This is a genomic window from Paractinoplanes polyasparticus (assembly GCF_019710575.1).
Lineage (GTDB): Bacteria > Actinomycetota > Actinomycetes > Mycobacteriales > Micromonosporaceae > Actinoplanes > Actinoplanes polyasparticus.
In genome coordinates this window covers 98,446-118,163 of the sequence record NZ_JAHWFK010000057.1, presented here as the reverse complement: position 1 = coordinate 118,163, position 19,718 = coordinate 98,446, and the positions used below count along the sequence as shown (strand labels likewise).

Below are 19,718 nucleotides of genomic sequence, written 5' to 3'. Positions count from 1 at the left end.
TGGGCGCGCATGTTGTCCATGAGCTCGGGGCCCATGATCCCGTCGCGGAAACCGGGGAAGTTCTCGACCTCGGTGGTGGTCATCAGGGCGCCACCGGACTGAACGCCCTCGATCACGAGCGGCTTGAGGTTCGCCCGGGCGGCGTACAGCGCCGCGGTGTATCCGGACGGTCCCGAACCGATGATGATCAGATTGCGGACGGGGTTCACTGCTTGCCGGCCGGGATGAGGTCGGCGAGCAGCGCCTCGATCCGGGTCTTGATCTCGTCGCGGATGGGACGCACTGCTTCGACGCCTTGACCGGCCGGGTCGTCGAGTTTCCAGTCCTCGTAGCGCTTGCCGGGGAAGATCGGGCAGGCGTCGCCGCAGCCCATGGTGATGATGACGTCGGAGTCCTGCGCGACCTCGTACTCCAGGACCTTGGGCTGCTGGTCGGTGATGTCGATGCCGACCTCGTGCATGGCCTCGACCGCGGCCGGGTTGATGGAGTCGGTCGGCGCGGAGCCGGCGGAGCGGACTTCCACCGCGTCACCGGCGAGGTGGCGCAGCCAGCCGGCGGCCATCTGGGAGCGGCCGGCGTTGTGGACGCAGACGAACAGGACGCTGGGCTTGTCACTCATGGCGTTGATCCTTTGATGGAGGGGCGACGGTGTAATCAGGTGGTGCGGGTGGAGTCGTGCTCGACGACGACGTCGTCGGCGGCGTTGCCCACGCCGGGGTACAGAACGAGCAGCAGGCCGACTCCGACTGCCAAGCCGATGATCTGAGCGACGATGAAGCCGGGCACGGAGGCGGGTTCGATGCCGGCGAACGTGTCGGTGAAGGCGCGGCCCACGGTGACGGCCGGGTTCGCGAAGCTGGTGCTGCTGGTGAACCAGTACGCGGCGCCGATGTACGCGCCGACCGCCGCGGGTGCGACGGCCGCCCGGCCGGAGCGGACGATCGCGAAGATCAGCAGAAGCAGTCCGGCGGTGGCCACGACCTCACCCAGCCACAGATGCCCGGCCGAGCGCTCCTTGGCCGAGAACGTCACCGGAGCCAGGTCGAACATCAGGTTGGCCAGCACCGAGCCGGCAATCGCCCCGGCGGTCTGCGCGACGATGTATCCGCCCAGATCAGTGCCGGACAGCCCGGTGCCGGTGCGCCGCCCGAGGAACCAATCGGCGGCCGACACGACCGGATTGAAGTGGGCCCCGGAGACCGGACCGAAGGTCAGGATCAGCGCGCCGAGCGCGAACGCCGTAGCGATGGAATTCTGCAGCAGTTGCAGGCCGACGTCGTCGGGCGACAGCGTGGTGGCCATGATGCCGGAGCCGACGACGGCGGTGACCAGCAACGCCGTACCGAGGAACTCGGCGAGCAGGCGGCGCCAGACGGCGATGGGGTGCATGGATGCAGGACTCCGGTCTTCAGCATGGTCGGGAATCGATCGTGGCGGCGATGACGTCCGGTGCGAGGCACCCCGCACCGCCATCTCACCAAACGGGGCAGTTGGTGCGGGTCGAAAGATCAGTTCTGTTCGGCGGTGTGCGGGACGGCGGGTGCCAAGCGGTCGATGCGCTGGGCGAGGTCGGTGTACGCGGCTTCGAACGCGGCGTCGGTGTTGACGCGTATCGGGTCGGGCACCGACCAATGCAGCTGGGGGCGGACCTCGCCGGTGAGGTCCTCGTGGGCGTTGTCGCAGACGGCGATCACCAGATCACCCTGGTGCACCACATCGCTGACATGCGCTGTACCGGCCGGGTCCAGAGCAAGGCCGTGGCGGTGGGCGACCTTGACCGCGCGCGGGTGCACCCGCGCGGCCGGCTTGGTGCCGGCGGAGGCGACCGGCCCGCCGACCCGGTCGCGCCACAGCGCCGCGGCCAGCTGAGACCGGGCCGAGTTGTGGGTGCAGACGAACACCACCCGCTCCGCGTCCTGCAGCGGCGGCGGAGTCAGCGAAGCCAGCACGCCGGGCTGCAGCCGCAGGTATGTCCGGCGGCGGTCGCCCTCGGACCGGGTGCGCACGATCAGGCCGGCGTCCTGCAGAACCTTGAGGTGGTGAGCGACCAGATTGGTCGGCATCGTGAGGTCGTGGCCGATCTCGCCGGGGGAGGCGTCACCCAGGGTCAGTGCATCGACGATCGCCAGTCTTGCCGGATCGCCGAGCGCGGCGTGGATGCGTGCCCGCGCCTGCAGAGAAGCATCGCCGTTCATTGAGTCAATGATTACTGACCCTTATGTGGGCGTCAAGCCAATCTACGTGGTGTGACGGCGGCCACTCAAGCGTTGGTGTCGAGCAATGCCGAGAGCTGGCGCATCAGGCCTGGCTGGGCCCGGTAGTACACCCAGCTCGCGCGGCGTTCCGCGGTGACCAGGCCGGATTCCTTTAGCACCTTGAGGTGGTGCGAGATGGTCGGCCCGGAGATCTCGAAGGCCGGCGTGATGTCGCAGACGCAGATCTCGCCGTCTTCGGCGGAGGCGATCATCGACATCATCTGCAGGCGGATCGGATCGCCGAGCGCCTTGAATGCCTGCGCGAGCGTGCCTGCCGCCTCGGCCGGGATCCGGCTCTGCGCGATCGGCGCGCAGCATTGCGCCGCCTCCGGATCGATCACGACAGCTGACGATGATTTCGGCATGCGTCGAGGTTGACAGATATCGAATCCGCGTGCAAGTGTCGGTTTCGACAAACGTCAAGTTCGACAAAGCTCGAATCCGTCTCGCGTTGCAGGAGGACGACCATGAGCGACCCCCAAACCGTCGGCGGCTTCGCCGGCGACCCCACCGAGGCACTGTCCGCCGCCGGGGCCAGCGGTTGCTGCGGCAACCCACCACGAGCTGCTCTCGTCCTGCCGGAATCCACGGCCGGCCCCTGCTGCGGAACTCCGGCCGAGGCCACAGCGGAGAGCTCGTGTTGCGGCGGCGCCGCCAAGGCCGAAGCGGTCACCGCCGGTCAAGGCTGCTGCTGATGACCAGCCCGGCCATCGCGCCCGGCGACCTGGAGCCGCTTCTGGCCGCCGTCGATGGGCTACGCATGGCGGCTGTGGTCGCCGGCCTGGCGGATGTCCCGCTGGCTGGGCGGCGGGTCGGCACGCCCGGCGGAGCCGCCGCTCGGGTGCTGCTCGGCCGGCATCTCGCCGACCTGGGCGCGACCGTACGGCTGGACATCTTCCCGGTGAGTGCCGTGCCGGAGGTGTACGCCGCACCAGCCGTCTCCTGGGGCGACGGCACCTCCGGGGGCCACCTGCGCTTCGGCCGCGAGGTTCTGCCTCACCTGGCGTCAGCCGACGAGCCGCTGCTTCGCCGCGCCGGTCTCGCCGCCGCGGGGCAGGGCGACCCGGCCGGCTGCTGGCTCGTCGTCCCGGACCGGATGAGCCTGTTCGAGGCGTACGGACACGCCCACGGCGCTCTCGGGCTGCTGATCGGCCGGACCGTCGACGAGGACGGCTGGCACTACACGATGCTCGCCGGCTCGGCGCCCGGCCCGTTGCCCATTCTCACTGTTGACGGCGACACGCACGCCCTGATGCGGCAGCTCGCTGAGGCCCGATCCGGCTGGCTGGCCGCGAACGCGCCGATCCGGCGCGTAGATGTTCGCGCCGCCAATGTTCTCGGTCGGTGGCGCCCGGCGCACCAGGGTCGTCCCGACTTGCTGTTGACCGCGCATTACGACGGTGTCGGCGACCTGCCTGGCCTGCGGCAGCCGTCGGCGGCCGACAATGGCAGCGGCGTCGCCGTCGTGCTCGAGGCGGCCCGGATCCTCGCCCCCGCGCTGCCGGACGGCGTCGGCTTCGCGGTGGCGTTGCTGGACGCCGAAGAGGTGGGCGCGCTCGGCTCGGCCCGGCACGCCGCCCAGCTGCGCGACGACGACGCGGCACCTCTGGTCATCAACATCGACGGCGCGGGGGTATTGCGCGAGGCGGCTGCCGTGGAGGCCGGCGGCCCCGCCCATGGCCTGCTGGCCGCGCTGGACCAGGCCGGCCGGCACACCGGGCTGCCGCTGGCCGCCGGTCCGGTCGCCTCGGACAACCGCCGCTACGCCGCCGCCGGACTTGCCTCGGTCGGTATCGGCGCCGGCATGGCCGGCTACCACAGCCCGGCCGACACGGCCGACCGCGTGGAGCCCACCACGCTGACCGCCGTCGCCCGCCTCGTCGTCGCCACCGCCTGGCTGACGGCTCACGCACCAGCTACCCTTTCATCGTTGATCGGCGATGAACGATGAAGGTGATGCATGGTGGCCGAACTATTGGACCGCGGCACCGCGGAGGAGTATGCGTCCTGGTTCCGGGCCCTGGCCGACCCGAGCCGGGTCCAGATCGTGGAGTACCTGGCCCGCCAGGCGCAGCCGATGAGCGTCGGGCAGATCACGGCGGCGGCCGGGCTGGCCCAGTCCACCGTCTCGCAGCACCTGAAGATCCTCACCGAGGTGCGGTTCGTGCTCGTGGAGCAGGTCGGCAACGCCCGCCACTACCGGATCAACACCCGGTGCGTCGACTGCTTCCCGTCCGCAGCCGACGTCGTCATGGGCCGTCCCGCTCCCACCCCGGCCGGCGGATGCTCGTGAGCGCCGTGACGATCCGGGCGATGACGGCCGGCGACGCCACAGCGGTCCTGGCCATCTACCAGGCCGGCATGGACAGCGGCAACGCCAGCTTCGAGGACACCGCACCCTCGTGGGAGGCGTTCGACGCCGGGAAACTGCCCCACCATCGGCTGGTCGCGGTCGACGAGACCGGCACCGTCCGTGGCTGGGTGGCCATCTCGGCCGTGTCCTCCCGCCCGGTTTACGCCGGGGTGGTCGAGCACTCCGTCTACGTCGACCCGGCCGCCCGCGGCCAAGGTGTTGCCCGCGCGCTGCTCGAGGCGCTGATCGCCGGCACCGAAGCCGCCGGCATCTGGACCATCCAATCCGGGGTCTTCCCGGAGAACACCGCCAGCCTCGCCCTGCACCACGCCTGCGGTTTCCGCACCGTCGGCATCCGCGAACGGGTCGGCCGGCATCACGCCCAAGCAAACCGGTGGCGTGACGTCGTCTTCATCGAACGCCGCAGCCGCGCCGTCAACTGAGCCCCGCCGTCACCTGAGACAGGAGTTCCACTCGTGACCACCCAGCTCGACCACCTGCCCGTCGCCGTCATCGGTGCCGGGCCCGTCGGCCTCGCCGCCGCCGCGCACCTTGCCGACCGTGGCATCGCCTTCCTCGTCCTCGAAGCCGGTGACAGCCCCGCCGCCGCCGTCCGTCAGTGGGGCCACGTGCGGCTGTTCTCGCCGTGGCGCTACAACATCGACGCCGTCGCGGCCCGGCTGCTGACCGACGCCGGTTGGGTCCGGCCCGACGACGACAAGCTGCCCACCGGCGCCCAGCTCGCCGCCGACTACCTGCAGCCCTTGGCTGACCTGCCCGCCCTCAAGCCGCATGTGCGCTACGACGCCCGCGTCACTGCGGTCACCCGGCTCGGCCTCGACCGGGTCCGCACCACCGGCCGCGCCGAAACCCCGTACCTGATCCGGCTCGCCAACGGCGAGGAAGTCCTGGCCCGGGCGGTGATCGACGCCTCCGGCACCTGGGGCACCCCCAACGTGCTCGGCGCCTCCGGGATCCCCGCCCACGGCGAGACCGAAGCCACCGCGTACGTCGAAAGCGCGCTGCCCGACGTGCTGGGCCGCGACCGGGACCGCTTCGCCGGCCGCCGCACCCTCGTCGTCGGCGCCGGTCACTCGGCCGCCAACACCCTGCTGAACCTGGCCGAGCTCGCCGAGCAGGAGCCCGGCACCACCGTGACCTGGGCGATCCGCGCGGCCACCCCGGCTCGCACCTACGGCGGCGAGACCGCCGACACGCTCCCGGCCCGTGGCGCCCTGGGCACCCGGCTACGCGAGCACGTCGAATCCGGCGCCATCACCCTCCTCACCGGCTTCAGCGTCCAAGCCGTGACCGCCGGCCCCGACGGTGTGGAGGTATCCGACGGCACCCGCACGATCACCGCCGACCGGATCGTGGGAGCCACCGGTTTCCGGCCCGACCACGGCATCGTCGGCGAGCTGCGCCTCGACCTCGACCCGATCATGGGCTCCACCCGCGCGCTCGCCCCGCTGATCGACCCGAACGAGCACTCCTGCGGCACCGTCCCGCCGCACGGCGCCGACGAACTCACTCACCCGGAGCCGGGCTACTACGCCATCGGCGTCAAGTCGTACGGCCGCGCACCCACGTTCCTGCTCGCCACCGGCTACGAGCAGGCCCGCTCCGTGGTCGCGGCCCTCGACGGCGACTGGGCGGCCGCCCGCGACGTGCAGCTGGACCTGCCCGAGACCGGGGTCTGCAACAGCAGCCAGGACCTTGACAGCGACACCATCGACGCCGGCGGCGGTTGCTGCGGCGCCCCCGCCGCGGTCGAACCGGTGTCGGTTGGCCGGGGTCTCGCGACCGGCGTCTCGGGTGGGCTGCTCCGTACTCCGCTCGCGGTGATCACGGTGCCGTCCGGCAACGACGAGCAGTCCGGCTGCTGCAGCTGACGCAGTGACATCTCCTCCTACGGTGGCCGTCGGCTCCACAGCCGGCGGCCACCGCGAACGCGACTCCGGCCGGGCCAAGGGCATCGTCGCCGCGCTCGCGGTCACTCAGACGGTCGGCTACGGCACCCTCTACTACGCCTTCGCCGTCTTCCTGGTGCCGCTCGCCGCCGATCTGAAGACGTCCACTACGGCGGTTACCGGCACTTTCACCGCTTCGGTGCTGGCCTCGGCCGCTCTGGCCGTTCCGGTCGGGCGGTGGCTCGACCGTCACGGGGGCCGGGCGCTGATGACTGCGGGTTCGCTGGTCGGCACATTGCTGCTGGTGGCGTGGTCGCAGGTGCAGACCCTCGGCCAGTTGTACGCGGTGCAGATCGGCATCGGCATCGCGTCGGCCGCCTGTCTGTACGAGGCGGCGTTCGCGGTCATCATCGCCTGGCACACCCCGGGCCGCCGGTCCTCGGCGTTGCTGGCGTTGACTGTCGTGGCCGGCTTCGCGAGCACGATTTTCCTGCCGCTGACCGGGTGGCTGGTCGACCAGCACGGCTGGCGTACCGCCCTGCTCGTGCTCGCCACCATTCAGGCCTTGCTGACCACACCGCTGCACGCCATCGTCCTGCGAGCTGCTCCCCGCCATCTACAGACTTCCCGAGAAGCAAAGCAGCCTGCCGTACGCCTGCGGGCCGTCTTCACCGATCGGGTCTTCTGGCTCCTGACGGTCAGCTTCACCACCAACATGGCAGCCATCAGCATCGTGACTGTGCACCTGATCGCCGCGCTGACGAGCTGGGGACATACGGCCACCTTCGCCGCCGGCACCGCCGGGCTGTTCGGGATCCTGTCGGTGGCCGGACGTCTGGCCACCACCGGACTGCAACGCCGCTACCGCACCAGTTCCGTGGTCGCCGTCATCTTCGCCGTCCAGGCCCTGGCGATCGGCCTGCTGCCGTTCATCGGACGCAACGCCATCGCGGTCATCGCCGCCGTCATCGGGTTCGGGCTCGGCTTCGGCGTTTCCGCCATCGCCAAACCGGTGCTGCTCGCCGACCGCTACGACACCCGCCGGTACGCCACCATCGCCGGCACCATCGTGGTGCCCATGACCATCGCCAAAGCCGGCACCCCGCTCGCCGCGGCTGCACTGCACGCCCGCTCCGGCAGCTACACCAGCGTCCTGGTCACCACCGCGGCATTGTGCGCGCTCGCCGCCGGGACCCTGTGGGCCACCAGCGCCTACCCCCGCTATCGACCGGAAACTACCGACGTCCAGGAGACACCTTCATGAGCAGCGACATTCTCGACGCGACCGCGCCGCAGGACCTTCCGGTCGTGGTGATCGGCGCCGGCCCCGTCGGCCTGGCCGCCGCCGCGCACCTGCACGAGCGGGAGGTGCCGTTCCTCATCCTCGAGGCCGGCAGCGCCGTTGCCGCGTCGGTCCGCGCCTGGGCGCACGTGTCGCTGTTCAGCCCGTGGCGGTACAACATTGACCCCGCCGCACGCCGCCTGCTCGACACTGCCGGCTGGGCCGCACCCGATGACGACACTGTGCCCACCGGCGGGCAACTGGTCGAGAACTATCTGCAACCCCTGGCCAAGACAGCCGCGATCACCGGCCGCCTGCGCTGCGACACCCGGGTGGTCGCGATCAGCCGCACCAGCCTCGACAAGGTCCGCACCGACGGACGCGCCGACCTGCCGTTCGTGTTGCGTCTGGCCGACGGCGAAGATCTGCTCGCCAGCGCCGTCATTGACGCCTCCGGCACCTGGAACACCCCGAACCCGCTCGGCGTCAACGGCCTGCCCGCCCACGGCGAACACGACCTCACCGACCTCATCGACCACGCCCTGCCCGACGTACTCGGCACCGACCACGACACACACGCCGGCCGGCACACCCTTGTGGTCGGCTCCGGGCACTCCGCCGCCAACACACTGCTGACTCTTTCCCGCCTGGCCGAAACCACGACCGGCACCCGAATCACGTGGGCGCTGCGTGGCACCGCCGCAGCTGCCCTCGGTGAGGATGACACCGACCAGCTACCCGACCGCGGTGCGCTGGGTAACGGCCTGCGAACCCTGCTCGAGACCGGCCACGTCACCCTGCTCGAAGGCTTCGGCGTGCACACCGTCACCCGGGCCGGCACGGGCCTTCAGCTGACCGCCATCGACGGGCGCACTGTCACCACCGAGCGGGTCGTGGCCGCCACCGGCTTCCGGCCCGACCACAGCATCGCCGGCGAACTGCGCCTCGACCTCGACCCGATCCTGGGCTGCACCCGTACCCTCGCCGAACTCATCGACCCGAACGAGAACTCCCGCAGCGCCATCACGCCCCACGGCTACGCCGAGCTCACTCACCCCGAACCGAACTACTACGCCGTCGGCATGAAGTCCTACGGACGGGCCCCGACGTTCCTCATGACCGTCGGCTACGAACAGGTCCGCTCGATCGCCGCCGCTCTGGTCGGCGACTTCGACGACGCCGAAGAAATCCAGCTCGACCTCCCCGACACCGGCGTGTGCAGCACGGGACTCGGCGCCGAACAGGCCTCCCGTGACATCGCCGCCCGTTTCGGCGTCGACCCCGACGTGCCCACCGCTCTCGCGACCGCCACGATCGCCCTGTTGCCCACCGCTGCCGGCGCCAGCGAGGCCGTACGCGCCGCCGCCGCCCAAATCGGCCTGGACCCCCGGACCGCCCTGCAGATCGCCGCCTTCAACGATGAGCCCGGCGCCCTGCCCAGCGTCGCCGGACTGATCAGCCTCACCCCCTCCGCCGCCGGACGCTGCTGCTGACACACCTCCATGCCGGCATGCAGCTGGGCGCGGCGGCCGGGCGCCGCTTCGTGATCCTCGAAGCGAGGCGCAGTGCACATCAACGTCGGGGCGCGTACATGATCACCACGACGCCGATCAGGCAGATGGCGGCACCGATCAGGTCGTAGCGGTCGGGGCGGAACTTGTCGACGACGACGCCCCAGGCGAGGGAGCCGGCGACGAAGATGCCGCCGTAGGCGGCGAGGATCCGGCCGAAGTTGGCGTCCGGTTGGAGGGTGGCGACGAATCCGTAGGCGCCGAGGGCGGCGATGCCGGCGCCGATCCAGAGCAGGCCTTTGTGTTCGCGGATGCCTTGCCAGATGAGCCAGGCGCCGCCGATCTCGGCGATGGCGGCGGCGACGAACAGCAGGATGGATCGGATGATCGTCATGGGCGTATCGCAGCACATCGGTGGGGCGCGGAACTGGTAGGGGCTGTGCTGCGTCGGCTGCGGTTCAGCCGCCGCACCCTGCGCCGCCACAACCGCACCCGGTGCCCGCCGCGGCGGTGCGTCGGGCGTTGCGGCGGCGGTGGAGCCACCACATGCTCAGCGCGAGCACGGCCAGGCCGGCCGCGACGGCGAGCAGGGTCCGCTCCAGGATCGCCGCGCCGGCGCCGGTGAGCACGCCCGCGGCGATGAGGAGCGGCAGGGCGCAGCAGGCGGCGCAGGCCAGCGCGGCGAGCCCGCCGGTGACCTTGCTGCGCCGCGGTGGCGCGTTGTCGATCCCCAGCTCGGAGTGGCCGGTGGAGGAGGGTGACGGCAAGGGCTGGCTCACGCTCGGTCTCCGGAGGGTCTGGTGGTGCCAATGGTCAGGTACGGGATCGGGCAGTCGGCGCAGGTGCAGTTGGTGAGGCTGTCGCAGCGGGCATCGACGACCTCGGTGAGCGAGGCGCGGATGGTGGTGAGGTCGGCGATCTTCTGGTCGATCTCGGCGATCTTGCCGATGGCCCGCTCGCGCAGGTCCGGGCTCGGGTGGCGGCGGCGGCCCGCGTCGAGCAGGTCGGCGACCTCGTCGAGGGTGAACCCGAGCCGCTGCGCTGCCTTGATCACGTTGAGCAGGGCGACCGTGTCCGGCGGGTAGAGCCGGTGCCCACCGTTCGACCGGTGCGGTTCGGCCAGCAGGCCCCGGCGTTCGTAGTAGCGCAGCGTCTGGATGTTGACGCCGGCCTGTTCGGCGACCTCGCCGGTGCGCAGTCCGGCTTGCTCCGCCGCGCTCACCGGGCCGCTCCCGCAACGGCCCGGTCGCCTTCAAAAGGCAGCCCCGACGCGGCCCAGTCAGTCTTGCCGCCCTCGTAGACACGCACGTCGCGGTAGCCGAGCCGACCGAATGCGGCGGCGGCGACCTTGGACCGGCCGCACGACGGGCCCGCGCAGTAGGTGACCACGGTCCGAGCCGGGTCCGGAGCCAACTGGGCGACCAGCCCGGCGGTGAGATCACCGCGCAGGTTCACTGCGCCCGGCAGGTACTCGGCGGTGTAGTGCGCTGCGGGTAGCGCCTCGATGAGGGTGACGCTGTCGGCGGCGAGCAGGGCGCGCAGGTCGTCACGGCTGATTCGCTGCATCACTGGCCTCCCCGTCGGGCAGGCCGACGACTGCGGCGAGCATGCCGGCGGCTTCGCCGGGCATGCGGACCTCCAGGCGCAGGCCGGTGCCGTCGATGACGAGGGTGTAGCTGCCGAACGAGCAGCACCGGTACTCCGCAGCGGCGAGCCCGGCCAGGGTGCCGGCGAGCTCGACGTCGAACGGAAACCGCAGTTGCACCCCGTCCGGTGTGTCCGGCAGCGGGTCGCGGCGTTCGACGCGGGTGAGGACCTGCTGCCACACGCCGATCCGATGATGTGCGTCACCGCCGTCAGCGACCAGGTCACAGGCCAATGCCGCCTCACCGGAGGTGGCCTCGTGCGGGAAGTGGTAGGTCGTGCCCGCCGCGGCCAGCGCGGAGGTACAGCCACAGTCATCCCCGCACGGCTCGTCGTGCTTTGCCGTCGTCAGGGCGGCCGACACCGCCTGAAGCCGGGCCGCGTCCTCGGCCAGCGACACGCTCTGACCGAGCTTCGTCGCCCAGCGGGTGGTGCCCGGACCGGCTTCGACGGCCTGCCCAGTCTGTGCGGCGATATCGGCTTGCACCTGATTGAGCCGGGCGGTGACCGCGGCCGCCAGCTGCTGCTGAGTGCGGCCACAGTCGCTGTCCCGCCAGGTGGCGGCCAGCATGGCCAGCGTGCCGGTGTCGAGGCCGAGACCGTCGGCACCAGCCAGCATCCGCGCGGCGCTCACCTCCCCGGGCAGGTAGCCGAACAGGTCACCGTCGCGGCGGGCCGGCGGCAACAGCCCGGCCTCGGCGTAGTGCCGTAACCGCTCGACGGGCACCTCGGCGCGGACGGCCAGCTCGGCAAGGTCCAGCAGTGCCCCGGTCATGACTTTTGTCCTGCCATGGTTGCGCCGGCCCGCTCGACAAGGGATCGAAGCACATCGGCGTACTGTGCTGGGACTCTTACGTCGAGGATCAGCTTCTCGCCGTCATCAGCGGGCTCGGGCGTCACCGTGAAGGTGAAGAACGAGCAGCATTCGGTCTCGCGGGCGGTCAGGTCTCGTACCGTCGCTGACAGCCCGGCCGGGCCGGTCAGTCGCATCCGGGCCTGGGTCGGCTCGACGGTGTCGACCTGGCGGACGGCGGTGGCGAACAGGGCATCGAACTCGGCCAGCCGTAGTGGCCGCTCGACCGTAGGCAGTGTGCAGACATCAGGAACGACGATGGGCATCGCAGGCTCCTCGCAGCAGAGGTTCGGCGTCACACCGACGCCGTCCCCACGACGGTAAGCCTGTACCCAGGTACCGGATGCAAGGGCCGGATCGAATTGGCTGCGCTCGTTCAGGCCGCCGTCCGCCCGAGCCGCACCGCCACCGGCACGGACATCACGTACATCAACAAGCCGTAAGCCAGCAACGCCACGACCACCGTGCCGCCCATCGGCGCGGCGAAGAACAAGGCCAGCGACAGATTGCGTACGGCGGTGGTCATACCGACCGCGCGCCGCTCCGGCGACTGGCCCAACGGAATCGCGGTGACCGACAGACAGACCAGCACGACCAATGCCATCACCGCGATCGGTGGCCACCCCAGGTCAGGCAACTGACCGCCGGCCGTCACGGCGAAATACACCACGAGGCCGACCAGCAACAGATCCGCGACCCGTCTCGCCACCGCATGCACCCGGTCCGCGCGCCGCCCGTCGCGATGCCGCAGCCACATGCCGGCCGCCAACGGCACCACCTGCCCGGCCAGGCCACCCACGACCAGCCCGGCACCCGCCCAGCCCGACGGCACAACGTCGTGGCCAGATACCTGTGCCCACAACGGAACGCTCGCCAACCCGAGCGGGGCCAGCACCGCCTGCAGGACGGCGCTGACCGCGAGATCACCACGAGCGTGCAACGTCAGCAAGGCGCCCGTCCCACCGCCGGGCGCCGCAGCCGCCAGCACGATCCCGACCGTGGCCGGTACCGACGTTCCCGCGATGGCACACGCTGTCACGGCAATCCCCGGCACCACGAGCACGTTGACCGCCACCGCGATCCCCAGCACCAGCCGCCGACCCACCAGGGCCCGGAAATCGGCGACGGTGACCGCTGTGCCGACCGCCGTCATCGAGGCAACCAGCAGCACACCGACGAAAAGAACACTCATACGACTCCTCAGGTCTCTGTCGGCAGGGTGAGGTTTGCACCGAGGCAGGTGACGGCACTGAGCGGATCGGCGTCTTTTGGGCGAAACGGCGCTGGACGAGCCGGGCCGTTGGAGCCCTTCCGGGCGCAACTTCTACACGGTTCGGTGGGCGGCGGCGGTGCAGGCGTCAAAGTCTTGATACGGCGTGCGAGATGGGGCGAAAGCCAAGGACCGGCTGGGTAATGCCGCTGAACACCAACGTTTCAGGCGTGCACGTGCGTCGGCGGGACCAATGATTCGGCAGCGAAAGCCACCGACGTACCGAGGCGCCAGGTCGCCGCAAAAAGCCGTGGTGGCCGCACCTCATGACGACGAACGCCGATGGACCCGGCGCCTGGCTGAGCCAACCCGCGTCAGGGTCGAGGGCTGCCGATCCGGACGCTATTGCCATCGGGGTCCGTGAGGACGAACTCCCGGAGCCCATAGTCCTGATCTTTGATGTCGCCGACGCCTTCCACGCCTTGGTCGCGCAGTTGCTTCCACATCTTCATGGCGTCGGTGACGTGCAGGAAGCACGTGCTGGGAGTAACGGTGTCGTGGCGGGCAAAGTGGACTTCGACACCGCCGTTGTGCAGCAGAAGGTAGTCGTCGTGACGTCCGGCGTCGGCGAACCCGGCTCGGGCGTAGAACGCTTCTGTGCGGTCGAGGTCGCCGCTGGGCAGGATGGGAATCGCCGCCTTGGCGGTGTACGGCGCCTTTGCCCGCCCCGGGAAGCGGGGAAGGACGGCCCGGATCCGGATCTGCCGGAGCGCGGACAGCAGACCTGCACGGCGGGCGGCCCATAACGCACAGCCGGCGCAGATATACACGCCGGGGGTGACGCCGAGTTCAGCTACTCGTTGGGCAGGGAATTGCCGGCCGCAGCAGCCGCAACTGCGCATGTCGGTGTCAACCACTTCAGCGGAACGGGTCATGACCTCACCTTTTCGGTGAGAACAGCCATCAAGTCATCAACGTCGGGCACGCCGGAGATTCCGTCCGCTGTCCGATACACCCGGCACGTCAACGCTCCAACAGATGGTGGAGGGTCAAACAGATCAACCCCATCAACGGTGAACGTTGGTGACCCCGCGAACTCAACCGTGGCCGCCTCGGCCTCTGTCGTGACCGGCACGAGGCGCACATCCGCATCGCCATCACCGATCAGGTCGAGTGCCTGCTGTAGCCGCTGCTCACCGACGCGCCAGTTCGGGCAGTCCGCGAAGTACCACAACGTCACCTGCACATCCCCATCCTGCTCCTTGCCACCGGGTTCCGGTAGGCCACCGACAAGGCCGGCAGTCGACCCCGGAAACACCCGCACAAAGCCGAGTAGCCGCGCACTCATCGCATCGCCGCCGAACCGGCCGACACTCCTGTGAGCAGTCCGAGCACATGCCCGGCGTCGCGGCCGACCCCGCGCAGGGTGGCCGAGGCGAAGCTGCGCTGCCGCTCGAGGCCCACGTACCCCAGTCCCGGCACCGTGCGCGACAGTCCAGCCTCATGCAACGGCCGACCCGCTCCGTCGAGGGCGCCGGTACCAGCCAGATAAGACAGCTCGGGACGATACCCGGTGGCCAGGATCAGCGCGTCGATGCGCTCGCGGCTCCCGTCGGCCCACACCACCGCATCTCCGTCCAGGCGCTCGAGCAATGTACGCCGGTCCGGCCGGCCCGAGCTGACCGCCGCTCGGTACCGGCCGTCATCGATCACGGGCACCGTCCCACCGAACAGTCGCGGCCCCCACCGCCACGTATCCAAGCCGGTACGAGTCAGCCACCAATGGAAATCGCGGCCGAGGTACCGCTGCGGCTGCCACCGCAACGGCCGTCGGGTAGCGAGCGTCACCCGAGCCTGCCCGGCCAGCTCCACCGCGATCTGCACCGCCGAATTGCCCCCACCGACCACCACCACCCGGGTGCCGGCGAACGGCGCCGGCCCTCGATAGTCCGCCGCATGCAACACCCTTGCCGAGAAGCCGTCCAGCCCGGACAGCGCGGGCCGATACGGCGACCCGAAACCGCCACTCGCTGCGACCACCAGCCGCGCCGACACCACAGTGCCGTCCGTCGAGGAGACAGAGAATCGCTTTCCCGTACGGGTCACCTGATCCACTCGCCGGCCGTACCGCACATCAGGGTCAAGCCACCTCGTGTATGCGGCGAGGTAGGCCACCACCTCGTCGCGCAGCGGGTACCGGTCCGGCGCGCCGGGAAACGGCAGGCCCGGCAGCGACGAGAAGCGGGCCGGGGAGAACAGCCGCAGGCTGTCGTAGTACTGGGGCCACGATCCGCCCGGCGTCGGCGAAGCGTCTAGCACGATCGCGGCCAGGCCACGGGAACGAGCGGCATGCGCGGTGGCCAGGCCGGCCTGGCCACCGCCGAGCACCACGACATCAGCGTCACTCATCGCAGCGATGTATCGTCAAATCGCGAAAAGACGAAATGATGGTGTGAGGGAGACTGGAGCGCGATGAGCACACCAACCGTCGGCGGGCCGACCCAGGATTTCCTCAAAGCTCTCGCCAGCGAGACGCGCCAGCAGATCATGTTGCTGTTCGCCGGCGGCGCCCAGCTCACCGTCGGCGAAGTCGCTGAAGCCTGCGCCCTCGGCCAATCCACCGCCTCGGAACAACTCGCCATCCTCAAGCGGGGCGGACTCGTCCGATCCGCCCGCGACGGCAAACTCGTCCGCTACCGCGCCGACCCGACCGCCATCGCCACCCGCCTCGCGGACCTGCAGAGCTATCTCGCCTGTTGCTGCCCGCCCGCGGGTGACGACCAGCCCTCGAGCTGCGAGCCGGGCACCGAGTTGGCGTAGCCCACGCGACTGACTGTCCTGGCGCGCAGGCTGGCCCACCGTGCGGGTGCGGCACTGAATCTGCGGGACGAGCGTCGCTTGCGCGCCGGGCCCTCATGGGGGAGAGGGGAGTGGGGAAGGCCTACGGCTGGCGACTCGTCGGCAGTCGGAGGGCTGCGGGCATGAGACGTGTTGTCACTCGGCATGGCGGTATCGACTCATCCTCGTCGCCTGGTGCAGAACTGCTGTGCTGCAGGCGATGCGGGTCACGCTGGTGGCGACGGCCACGATGGCGAGCAAGGCCGATGTCGTTGCCGAGACGGTGACCAGTCCGATCATCGTCAGGTCGGCGGCGACGCTTACCCCGGCGACCGCCATCGTGGCGGCCGCGGCTCCCCGCGGTGACGTCTCCGGTAGCCAGCGCATCAGGCGTCCGGTGGTGGCGAGGGTGCCGCCTGCGACGACGATCGCGATGGCGATCAGCGGGAGAACGGGAATCGCGGCGATGATGGCGATCGGGCCTGTCTGCCACGGATTCGGGTGCAGCAGCAGAAGCCACCAGATTCCGACGAGCGGCCCGGTGGCGATGTAGGTGGCGACGACGCGCCTTGCGTAGGTGGTGGTCAGCTCGCCCGCGAAGGCGTCTGCGACCTCTTGCGGGCTGCCGAACTGGGCTACTGCCGCCGCCTGCGCCCGCTCGGTGGTCATCCCGGCGGCGAGATGCGCGTCGGTGGCCACGTCGAGTCCGTCGCGCAGTTCGACGAGAATCTGGCTGCGATGTCGGCGCGGCCCGGGCAGCTTCGTGCCCAAGTCGTCGAGGTAGGTGGCGACGGGTGTCCGAGATCCGGTGGACGGGTTCAGGCCGTGGCCGGCCATGGTCGCCTCGCGAGGACGGCGGTGACGGCGGTGGCGAACTGGTCCCAGACGGCGCGCTGTTCGCCCAGCACGGCTTCGCCGGCGGGGGTGAGGTGGTAGCCGCGTCGACGGCGCCCGCCGACGGTTTCCCAGTTGCTCGCGATCAGCCCGGCGCGCTCGAGCCGGTGCAGCGCTGGATACACGGTGCCGGTGGGCAGGTCGAGGGCTCCGCCGCTGTCGGTGCGCAACGTCTCGATGACCGCGTACCCGTGTCGAGGCCCGTGCTCGAGCACTGCCAGCAGCAGCGCGTCGAGGTGTCCTTTGAGCAGCTCCGGCCGCATCGGCAGCATGCGTGTCACCCTCCGCGAATCCCTGGGTTCCCAGTACGGCACGCCAAGCGTAGTATCACAATACTTTGCGTTGCTACATATGAGGTGAGTGGGATGGCTGCCTTCCACGCCGTGCTGGACCTGGCCGATGCTGGTGCCGCCGCACGCGATCTGGTGGGCGGCAAGGCGCAGGTGCTCGGCGAACTGGCCACCGAAGGGCTGCCGGTTCCGCGAGGGATCGTCGTGACCGCCGCGGCCCTCGACGTCGACGGTTGGGAGACGTCCGTCGCCGAAGCCGCCCGCAGGCTGGGGGCGACACGCTTCGCCGTGCGGTCGTCGGCCGCGGCCGAGGACCTGTCCGACGCGTCTTACGCCGGCCTCTACGAGAGCTACCTCGACGTTCCCGTCGACGGCCTGGCCGACGCGGTACGCCGATGCTTCGCCGCCGCCACCGCCGGGCGCGTGTCGGCCTACCACCGGCGCCACGGCGGGCGTGCCTCCGCCATGGCAGTCCTCGTGCAGATGATGGTCGAGCCGGCGGCGGCTGGAGTGGCGTTCACCGCCCACCCGATCACCGGCAACCGTGACCAGACGGTCGTCACCGCCGTGCGCGGGCTGGGTGACGCGCTGGTGTCCGGCGAAGCCGTCGGCGAGGAGTGGACGATCGTCGCCGACGGCACCACGATGACCAGGCCGGTGCGTCGCGGTGAGGCGGCGCTGACCGCCGAGCAGGCACACGCGGTCGCTGACCTCGCCCGGCAGGTCGCCGACCGTTACGCGCGACCACAGGATGTCGAGTGGGCCATCGACCGGAGCGGTCGGTTGTGGTTGCTGCAGGCTCGGCCGATGACTGCCGTGCCCGAGACGGTGTCATGGGTACCGCCCGGCCCGGGGTTGTGGATGCGTAACTTCCGCCTCGGCGAATGGTTGCCGGAGGCGGTGACGCCGTTGTTCGGCACCTGGCTGCTGCCGGTCTTGGAAGACGGTTTCCTCGACGGCATGCAAGCCAGCGTCGGAGTCCGGGTGCCGTTCCGGTACGCGTTGGTCCACGGCTGGTACTACAACGCCACCCCGGTGCCCTCTCCGAAGCTGCTCGCCGGCGTGCTGTGGCAGGGACGCGGTCACGCGGTAAAAGTGTTGTACAACGCGCTGGTCCGCGTCGGCCGGAATCCGGCAGCCGCCGACCGGGCCGTGTTGTCGGGCCTTGGCCGTCACTGGCGCGATGTGCAGCTGCCCGCGTACCGCCGGCTGGTCGCTGACGCCGAGGCCGAGGTTGCCACGGCTTCGCCTGATCGTTTGGCGGGTCTGATCGACGTGCTCGGCCGAGAGGCCGGGATCCATTTCTGGTATCTGGCGATCGTGGGCGGATCGGCGTGGAAGATGGAAGCCTGCCTGACCCGCTTCGCCCGTCGGCATCTCGCGGACGTGCTGCCCGACGCCCGCGGCGGTGCCCAAGTCTTGCTGCGAGGGTTGTCCGGCATCGAGGTGACGGGCGTCGGCCATGCGGTGCAGAGCGCCGACTGGTACCACCCGACAGCCGCCGAACTGCCAGGCGCCGCGACGACCGCTGGCACCAGTCATCGTCACGCCCAACTGGTTGAACAGCGTGCCGCCGCCGAGCAGGCATGCCGGGCCGCACTCAGTCACAGGCCACGCCTACTGGCCGAATATGAGCAGCTGTTACTGGTCAACCAGCGGTACGCGATCATCCGGGAAGAGCAGGCTCGCGACTTCACCCTCGCCTGGCCAGTGTTGCGGACGTGCGTACGCCGCCTCGGCGAACACCTGGCGTCGGCCGGACACTTCCGCCAGCCGGGGGACGTGTTCTCCTGCACCCGCGACGAGGTAGAGGCGCGCCTGGCCACTGACCCCGAGCCGGCAGGGCTGAGCGCTGTCGAAGAGCGTCGGCAACAGTGGCACCGTCAGCGTGGACTGGCCGCCCCGTTGACTCTCGGCTCGCCGGCCCGCCTGATCGGAGACGTCATCGACCGGTCGGTGCAGCGGGCTCGCGGCTCACATGAGGTGGTCGCCGGGGTGATCGAGGGACATCCGGCATCGGCGGGGCGGGCCACCGGTCCGGTCCGCATCGTGAACAGCCCGGACGACTTCGACACCTTCCGTGAAGGCGAGGTCCTGGTGGCCAGGGCGACCCTTCCGGCATGGACGCCGCTGTTCGCGCGCGCTGCGGCCGTCGTCACGGATGGCGGAACCCTTGCCGCACACGCGTCCCTGATCGCCCGCGAATACGGCATCCCCGCCGTTTGCGGTACCGGGGGCGCCACGACCCGGCTACGAAATGGGCAGTCAGTCACTGTCGACGGCACGGCCGGAACCGTGACCCCGCAGTAGCTGCCTTCCGGGCATGTGTAATCAGGAGGCAGCGGCCATGGTCGGGTGGTTCTACCTAGGCTCGACGTGGCAGGAGCGCTGTTTCGCCGGAGGATTCCGCTCGAGAACAAGGAAGCCCGACTGATTGGACTACGTCCCACCGCCACCTGAATTTGTCAACGATGTCGGCTGGTGCCGCGGTCTGTCCTCGGGCGCGGCGAGACAACTCGACCGTGCGGGCGAGAGGCTACGCGCCCGAACGGTGGTCGACCCGTTCGGCATGAGCACGTTGACGATGGCGCATCGAAGGCAATGGGAACAGTGCCGAAGGCATCGCGTCGTCGACGTGAGCTTCGCCCGCTTGATGGAGCTGCTTCCGGATGACTCTT

26 protein-coding genes are annotated in these 19,718 nt (G+C 70.2%); 9 read left to right on the top strand and 17 right to left on the bottom strand.

Translation table 11 applies throughout. From position 1 onward, the window contains the following. The 5 genes from KXC43_RS43150 to KXC43_RS43130 form a co-directional block, all read right to left on the bottom strand. Positions 1 to 209 (bottom strand): NAD(P)/FAD-dependent oxidoreductase (locus KXC43_RS43150; protein WP_221382064.1); only part of this gene is annotated, 209 nt, incomplete at its 3' end. Continuing rightward, positions 206 to 619 carry an arsenate reductase ArsC gene (locus tag KXC43_RS43145; protein WP_221382063.1) on the bottom strand — a complete coding sequence of 138 codons (414 nt, stop codon included), beginning with the start codon at positions 617 to 619 and terminating at the stop codon, positions 206 to 208. The genes KXC43_RS43145 and KXC43_RS43150, both read right to left, overlap by 4 nt. A 35-nt stretch (positions 620 to 654) precedes the next feature. Beyond that, entirely contained in the window at positions 655 to 1,389 is a 735-nt protein-coding gene (locus KXC43_RS43140) for an aquaporin (protein WP_221382062.1), read from the bottom strand. 119 nt (positions 1,390 to 1,508) lie between these two features. Further along, a complete protein-coding gene (locus KXC43_RS43135) occupies positions 1,509 to 2,195 on the bottom strand; it encodes an arsenate reductase/protein-tyrosine-phosphatase family protein (RefSeq protein ID WP_221382061.1) in 687 nt (228 codons plus the stop codon). Positions 2,196 to 2,260: 65 nt separating this feature from the next. Further along, positions 2,261 to 2,620 (bottom strand): ArsR/SmtB family transcription factor, encoded by a 360-nt coding sequence (locus tag KXC43_RS43130; RefSeq protein ID WP_221382060.1) that lies wholly within the window; start codon positions 2,618 to 2,620, stop codon positions 2,261 to 2,263. 102 nt (positions 2,621 to 2,722) lie between these two features. On the opposite strand from KXC43_RS43130, the gene KXC43_RS43125 reads away from it, so the two are divergent. From KXC43_RS43125 to KXC43_RS43095, 7 genes are read left to right on the top strand one after another with little or no spacing between them, the layout of a single operon-like run. Further along, positions 2,723 to 2,950, top strand: a complete 228-nt coding sequence (locus tag KXC43_RS43125; RefSeq protein WP_221382059.1) for a hypothetical protein — start codon at positions 2,723 to 2,725, stop codon at positions 2,948 to 2,950. Further along, a complete protein-coding gene (locus KXC43_RS43120) occupies positions 2,950 to 4,206 on the top strand; it encodes a M28 family metallopeptidase (RefSeq protein WP_221382058.1) in 1,257 nt (418 codons plus the stop codon). The genes KXC43_RS43125 and KXC43_RS43120 overlap by 1 nt, the downstream gene beginning before the upstream one ends. Positions 4,207 to 4,215: 9 nt before the next feature. After that, entirely contained in the window at positions 4,216 to 4,548 is a 333-nt protein-coding gene (locus tag KXC43_RS43115; RefSeq protein WP_221382057.1) for an ArsR/SmtB family transcription factor, read from the top strand. Next, positions 4,545 to 5,051: a GNAT family N-acetyltransferase gene (locus KXC43_RS43110; RefSeq protein WP_221382056.1), complete on the top strand. Its 507-nt coding sequence runs from the start codon at positions 4,545 to 4,547 to the stop codon at positions 5,049 to 5,051. The genes KXC43_RS43115 and KXC43_RS43110 overlap by 4 nt, the downstream gene beginning before the upstream one ends. A 33-nt stretch (positions 5,052 to 5,084) precedes the next feature. Then, positions 5,085 to 6,500, top strand: a complete 1,416-nt coding sequence (locus tag KXC43_RS43105; RefSeq protein WP_221382055.1) for an FAD-dependent oxidoreductase — start codon at positions 5,085 to 5,087, stop codon at positions 6,498 to 6,500. Positions 6,501 to 6,504: 4 nt separating this feature from the next. After that, the gene (locus KXC43_RS43100; RefSeq protein ID WP_221382054.1) at positions 6,505 to 7,782 is read left to right on the top strand and encodes an MFS transporter; all 1,278 of its coding nucleotides are present in this window, start codon (positions 6,505 to 6,507) and stop codon (positions 7,780 to 7,782) included. Continuing rightward, the gene (locus tag KXC43_RS43095; RefSeq protein ID WP_221382053.1) at positions 7,779 to 9,293 is read left to right on the top strand and encodes an NAD(P)-binding domain-containing protein; all 1,515 of its coding nucleotides are present in this window, start codon (positions 7,779 to 7,781) and stop codon (positions 9,291 to 9,293) included. The genes KXC43_RS43100 and KXC43_RS43095 overlap by 4 nt, the downstream gene beginning before the upstream one ends. Positions 9,294 to 9,372: 79 nt before the next feature. Here KXC43_RS43095 and KXC43_RS43090 read toward each other — a convergent pair whose 3' ends face one another. From KXC43_RS43090 to KXC43_RS43045, 10 genes are all read right to left on the bottom strand, one after another. Beyond that, on the bottom strand, positions 9,373 to 9,705 hold the full coding sequence (locus KXC43_RS43090) for a YnfA family protein (RefSeq protein ID WP_221382052.1): 333 nt from the start codon (positions 9,703 to 9,705) through the stop codon (positions 9,373 to 9,375). A 64-nt stretch (positions 9,706 to 9,769) separates the two neighbouring features. Beyond that, on the bottom strand, positions 9,770 to 10,090 hold the full coding sequence (gene merT / locus KXC43_RS43085) for a mercuric ion transporter MerT (RefSeq protein ID WP_221382051.1): 321 nt from the start codon (positions 10,088 to 10,090) through the stop codon (positions 9,770 to 9,772). Next, a complete protein-coding gene (locus KXC43_RS43080; protein WP_308129518.1) occupies positions 10,087 to 10,533 on the bottom strand; it encodes a MerR family transcriptional regulator in 447 nt (148 codons plus the stop codon). The genes merT and KXC43_RS43080 overlap by 4 nt, the downstream gene beginning before the upstream one ends. Next, positions 10,530 to 10,877, bottom strand: coding sequence for a rhodanese-like domain-containing protein (locus KXC43_RS43075; RefSeq protein WP_221382050.1), 348 nt, complete (start codon positions 10,875 to 10,877; stop codon positions 10,530 to 10,532). Before KXC43_RS43075 ends, KXC43_RS43080 begins: the two co-directional genes overlap by 4 nt. Continuing rightward, positions 10,858 to 11,730, bottom strand: a complete 873-nt coding sequence (locus tag KXC43_RS43070) for a MerR family transcriptional regulator (protein ID WP_221382049.1) — start codon at positions 11,728 to 11,730, stop codon at positions 10,858 to 10,860. The genes KXC43_RS43075 and KXC43_RS43070 overlap by 20 nt, the downstream gene beginning before the upstream one ends. Then, positions 11,727 to 12,074, bottom strand: coding sequence for a hypothetical protein (locus KXC43_RS43065; RefSeq protein WP_221382048.1), 348 nt, complete (start codon positions 12,072 to 12,074; stop codon positions 11,727 to 11,729). The genes KXC43_RS43070 and KXC43_RS43065 overlap by 4 nt, the downstream gene beginning before the upstream one ends. 110 nt (positions 12,075 to 12,184) lie before the next feature. Then, a complete protein-coding gene (locus tag KXC43_RS43060; RefSeq protein WP_221382047.1) occupies positions 12,185 to 13,000 on the bottom strand; it encodes a hypothetical protein in 816 nt (271 codons plus the stop codon). A gap of 392 nt (positions 13,001 to 13,392) precedes the next feature. Further along, positions 13,393 to 13,953 carry a bleomycin resistance protein gene (locus KXC43_RS43055; protein WP_221382046.1) on the bottom strand — a complete coding sequence of 187 codons (561 nt, stop codon included), beginning with the start codon at positions 13,951 to 13,953 and terminating at the stop codon, positions 13,393 to 13,395. Further along, positions 13,950 to 14,258 (bottom strand): hypothetical protein, encoded by a 309-nt coding sequence (locus tag KXC43_RS43050; protein WP_255645795.1) that lies wholly within the window; start codon positions 14,256 to 14,258, stop codon positions 13,950 to 13,952. The genes KXC43_RS43055 and KXC43_RS43050 overlap by 4 nt, the downstream gene beginning before the upstream one ends. A 104-nt stretch (positions 14,259 to 14,362) precedes the next feature. Next, positions 14,363 to 15,427 carry a flavin-containing monooxygenase gene (locus tag KXC43_RS43045; protein WP_221382044.1) on the bottom strand — a complete coding sequence of 355 codons (1,065 nt, stop codon included), beginning with the start codon at positions 15,425 to 15,427 and terminating at the stop codon, positions 14,363 to 14,365. A gap of 63 nt (positions 15,428 to 15,490) precedes the next feature. Between KXC43_RS43045 and KXC43_RS43040 the strand changes: the two genes are divergently transcribed. Beyond that, positions 15,491 to 15,838 (top strand): ArsR/SmtB family transcription factor, encoded by a 348-nt coding sequence (locus KXC43_RS43040; protein WP_221382043.1) that lies wholly within the window; start codon positions 15,491 to 15,493, stop codon positions 15,836 to 15,838. A 174-nt stretch (positions 15,839 to 16,012) separates the two neighbouring features. On the opposite strand, the gene KXC43_RS43035 is transcribed toward KXC43_RS43040, so the two are convergent. Together KXC43_RS43035 and KXC43_RS43030 are read right to left on the bottom strand one after the other, a co-directional pair. Beyond that, complete coding sequence (locus KXC43_RS43035; protein ID WP_221382042.1) at positions 16,013 to 16,693, bottom strand: permease prefix domain 1-containing protein; 681 nt, start codon at positions 16,691 to 16,693, stop codon at positions 16,013 to 16,015. Next, a complete protein-coding gene (locus tag KXC43_RS43030; protein WP_221382073.1) occupies positions 16,675 to 17,013 on the bottom strand; it encodes a PadR family transcriptional regulator in 339 nt (112 codons plus the stop codon). Before KXC43_RS43030 ends, KXC43_RS43035 begins: the two co-directional genes overlap by 19 nt. Positions 17,014 to 17,115: 102 nt before the next feature. Here KXC43_RS43030 and KXC43_RS43025 point away from each other — a divergent pair, with 102 nt between their 5' ends. After that, positions 17,116 to 19,350, top strand: coding sequence for a PEP/pyruvate-binding domain-containing protein (locus tag KXC43_RS43025; protein ID WP_221382041.1), 2,235 nt, complete (start codon positions 17,116 to 17,118; stop codon positions 19,348 to 19,350). Positions 19,351 to 19,718: the final 368 nt, after the last annotated feature.